This is a genomic window from Psychrobacter sp. Ps4 (assembly GCF_022129285.1).
GTDB classification, from domain to species: Bacteria; Pseudomonadota; Gammaproteobacteria; order Pseudomonadales; family Moraxellaceae; genus Psychrobacter; species Psychrobacter immobilis_A.
In genome coordinates, this window is record NZ_JADQAK010000038.1 from 1 (window position 1) to 4093 (window position 4093).

Here is a 4093-nt window from a genome sequence, read left to right on the forward strand (position 1 = left end):
TTATGAAGTCAGGTTCTGATAACTTCCGTGCCTCTAGCATTCAAGGCATCATGAAGCGCATCAAGGCTAAAGGCATTGAAGTCGTTGTTTATGAACCAGTACTAAAAGAAAAAGAGTTCTTCCACTCTTTGGTTATTAATGATCTAAATGAATTTAAACGAACTTGCGATGTAATTGTCTCTAACCGTATGGATAATGAACTTTCTGATATAGCAAGTAAAGTTTATACTCGTGATCTGTTTGGCAACGATTAATTTATTATATTCTCAGATTAGAGATAGCTACATATTATCTCTAATCTTATATACAAGGTCCCTATGAAATATTTAGTAACTGGCGTTGCAGGCTTTATTGGTAGTGCAGTAACGGAGCGCTTAACAGCTCTTGGTCATCAAGTTATCGGTATTGATAATTTAAACGATTATTATGATGTGAATCTAAAATTAGCTCGTTTAGATCGTATTGAGCATCCTAATTTTAAGTTTATTAAGCTTGATTTAGCTGATCGTGAAGGTATAGCTGAACTGTTTAAAGTACAGCAGTTTGATCGAGTTATTAACCTTGCCGCTCAAGCAGGGGTTCGTTACTCACTTGATAACCCATTAGCTTATGCTGATAGTAACTTAATTGGCTTTGTTAATATTCTTGAAGGCTGTCGTCATAATAAGGTTAAACACCTGATTTATGCATCATCAAGCTCGGTTTATGGCTTGAATTCGAAAACACCGTTTGAAACAAGTGACTCTGTAGATCATCCAATTTCTTTGTATGCGGCGAGTAAGAAAGCCAATGAATTAATGGCTCATACTTATTCTCACCTGTACAACTTACCAACAACAGGTTTACGATTCTTCACGGTATATGGTCCTTGGGGACGTCCTGATATGGCGTTGTTTAAATTTACTAAAAAGATCATTGATGGTGAAGCGATCGATATTTATAACAATGGTGATATGCAGCGCGATTTTACCTATATTGATGATATTGTCGAAGGTATCATACGTATTCAAGATGTTGTGCCAGAACAACAAGAAAATTGGACTGTAGAAACGGGTTCGCCAGCGGATAGCTCAGCACCTTATCGTGTATATAATATTGGTAATGGTAAGTGCGAAAAACTGATGGATTATATTGAAGCGCTAGAAGAAAGTTTAGGTACAGAAGCCAATAAAAACTTTATGCCTATGCAGCCTGGCGATGTTTATAAAACTTACGCTGATACATCAGGATTGTTTGAAGCAACAGGTTATAAACCTCAAACTCCTATAAAAGAAGGGGTTGATAATTTCGTTCAGTGGTATCGTGATTTCTATCAAAAATAACCTATTTGCTTCTGAATTGATAATCAAAAAGTCATACCATATGGCTCTTTTTATTTAAGATTAAATATTATGAAAACTCATATTAAAAAAGCCGTTATCCCTGTCGCAGGCCTAGGCACTCGCATGCTGCCTGCAACCAAAGCTATCCCAAAAGAAATGCTTCCTTTGGTGGATAAGCCGTTAATTCAATTTATCGTTAACGAGTGTGTGAACGCTGGCATCAAAGAAATTGTGCTAGTAACGCATTCTTCTAAAAACGCGATTGAAAACCACTTTGATACTTCATTCGAACTAGAAGCAACGCTTGAAGCGCGTGTTAAGCGTCAGCTACTTGATGAAGTACAAAATATCTGTCCAAAAGATGTGACTGTGATGCATGTGCGTCAAGGTCATGCTAAAGGTCTAGGCCATGCGGTTTTGTGTGCTAAACCACTAGTGGGTGATGCGCCATTTGCTGTGGTACTGCCAGATGTGATTTTGGATGAATATAGCGCAGATCAAAGCACAGAAAACCTAGCAGCTATGCTACAACGTTATGAAGAGACAGGGGCAAGCCAAATCATGGTAGAACCTGTGCCAATGAGCGATGTATCTAAATACGGTGTGGTAGATTGCAGCGGTACTGAGCTTGTAGCTGGTGAATCTTGCCCAATGACGCGCATGGTTGAAAAGCCAGCTGTCGAAGATGCACCATCAAACCTAGCTGTTGTTGGTCGTTATGTTCTATCTCATAAAATTTGGGATAAGCTTGCGATTACCCCTCCTGGTGCTGGTGATGAGATTCAGCTAACCGATGCTATCGATATGCTAATGGCAGAAGAGACCGTTGAAGCTTTCCATATGAGCGGTAAGTCTCATGACTGTGGCGATAAGCTTGGTTATCTAAAAGCGTTCGTTGAATACGGTCTACGTCATAAAGATCTTGGTGAAGATTTTAAAGCGTATTTGAAGGCGAGTAATTAGTCAGCGAGTGACTAGATTTCGAGTGGGCGAGTTTCGAGAAAGAGCGGGTAAAAAGAATATATTGACATAAAAATGAATATGTCCAAAATTTTCGCTACTCGCTACTCGCTACTCGCTACTCGCTACTCGCTACTCGCTACTCGCTACTCGCAAATACCCATAACTCTTATGCGGATTCCCCGGATACGCATTCACAACCTGAAAATCCTGCACACTCACTCCTGAATTATTCTTCGCAAAATCATCTGCCAAATCCCCATCAATACAAACAATATCCCGTTTATCACTGTAATTGAGCCAAGCTGATATATTCTCAGGAACTGCCAACGGACTCTGTAGATTTCGCTTAAGTTGCGCTTTTACCGAAGCCAAACCCAATGGCGAGCCTAAAGTAATCCACCTATCAATAGAAATATCTTGCGTCGTTCGCTGCGCTGCAAGCTTCTGTAATACATTGTAAGCAATCACCGTCCCCAATGAATGGCTGATCAGAGTAATACTGTGATGGCGATAGTCTTGAAGTAATCTTATTAAAGGCTTTTCGATTTCTAAAGCAAAAGCCGGATCATGAAAATAGCGGTACACATCGGTTAACCAATAGCGCAATAATGGTTTAGAGAGATAATTCAGCGCTCGGTAAACACCAAATTCCGACAATAACGGTTCAAAGAAAAGATTATCCAAACGCCACTTATTTTGCTCCATCATTGCCGACAGATGATCTTCATCGGCTGCGAGTGGAATAGGGGAGTGATTGGTAGGTATATCAGGCAAATAAGGTTCTGGATCAAAATACAGCGGCTGCTGATAAAACACATCAGCATAATAAGCCATTGAAAACTGCGATTTATTGATAAGAGGTTGATTAACGTGTCTTCTACTATCGTTAATCGCTCGCAGCCAGCTATCTTCTAAAATATGAGCAGGCGGTTTATTTGAACGTCCATGGATAGCGATATAATGTTTTCTCATCGCTTTGTTCTCGCTAACTCGTAAACTCGTTTTATCCCCTCCACATGATATTTAACCACCTTCTCCCGCCCAGTTGACGTCATCAAAATTTCCTTACACTCTTGCTCATTATCCATAAAGAAATTTTCCGTTAATATCGCAGGCATAGAGGTGTATCTGAGAATATAAAAACTACGATCTTTGTCATAATCCCCATCTCGTAAATCCGCACGTAACGGTTTATTAGGAAATACATCTTTAAATGCCAGAGCAAAGTGATCGGCAATATCATCGCTGCGCGTCTTCCCCTTAGAAGTAAAGACTTCAAACCCACTTCCACCGCCAGCATTAGCATGAACTGAGATCAAAATACATTGATAATGCGAGTAATGCTTAGCAAGGCGGTTTGCTCGACGGACACGATCCCGCAAATGAATATCACGCTGCTCTGGCACCAAAATATGATGTTTAATATTACGCTGAGTTAGCTGCTGACTGATACCCGCCACAATAGCGCGATTAAATTCTCCTTCAAATAATTGACTACCATCAGACCAAATAGGAGAGCGCTTTCCTGCGGTTTGATACTGACCACTGATGATCCCACCATGGCCTGCATCAAGAATAAAAAGTGGTTGTTTCATTTGATCGTTATTGCTTCTATTAAGGGATTTCTTAAAAAGGCTATATCCTTACTTTTCTTTTCCTTCTTCTTTTCCCCATTTTTTCGGCCCACCTCACCATCACAACCGTAATTAACTTATTTATCAGTCAATATTCTGTGAATACCACCGAGCGCTCGGTTTAGGATATTGCAGCAAACTATACTTATGCCACCATGCGCATTGGTTAGGTAA

The 4093-nt window shown here is 40.0% G+C and carries 5 protein-coding genes; 3 read left to right on the top strand and 2 right to left on the bottom strand.

Features of this window, described 5'->3' with window-relative positions; all coding sequences use genetic code 11:
• The 3 genes from I3252_RS14125 to galU all read left to right on the top strand — a co-directional run.
• Nucleotides 1–254 (top strand): UDP binding domain-containing protein (locus I3252_RS14125; protein ID WP_275949306.1); only part of this gene is annotated, 254 nt, incomplete at its 5' end.
• 63 nt (nt 255–317) lie between these two features.
• Nucleotides 318–1322, top strand: a complete 1005-nt coding sequence (locus I3252_RS14130) for an NAD-dependent epimerase (RefSeq protein ID WP_238035664.1) — start codon at nt 318–320, stop codon at nt 1320–1322.
• Between the two features lie 69 nt (nt 1323–1391).
• Nucleotides 1392–2285, top strand: coding sequence for a UTP--glucose-1-phosphate uridylyltransferase GalU (gene galU, locus I3252_RS14135; RefSeq protein WP_238035665.1), 894 nt, complete (start codon nt 1392–1394; stop codon nt 2283–2285).
• Nucleotides 2286–2414: 129 nt separating this feature from the next.
• On the opposite strand, the gene I3252_RS14140 is transcribed toward galU, so the two are convergent.
• Together I3252_RS14140 and I3252_RS14145 are read right to left on the bottom strand one after the other, a co-directional pair.
• Nucleotides 2415–3257, bottom strand: a complete 843-nt coding sequence (locus I3252_RS14140; protein WP_238035666.1) for a hypothetical protein — start codon at nt 3255–3257, stop codon at nt 2415–2417.
• Entirely contained in the window at nt 3254–3880 is a 627-nt protein-coding gene (locus I3252_RS14145) for an N-acetylmuramoyl-L-alanine amidase (RefSeq protein WP_238035667.1), read from the bottom strand. The genes I3252_RS14140 and I3252_RS14145 overlap by 4 nt, the downstream gene beginning before the upstream one ends.
• Between the last annotated feature and the right edge of the window lie 213 nt (nt 3881–4093).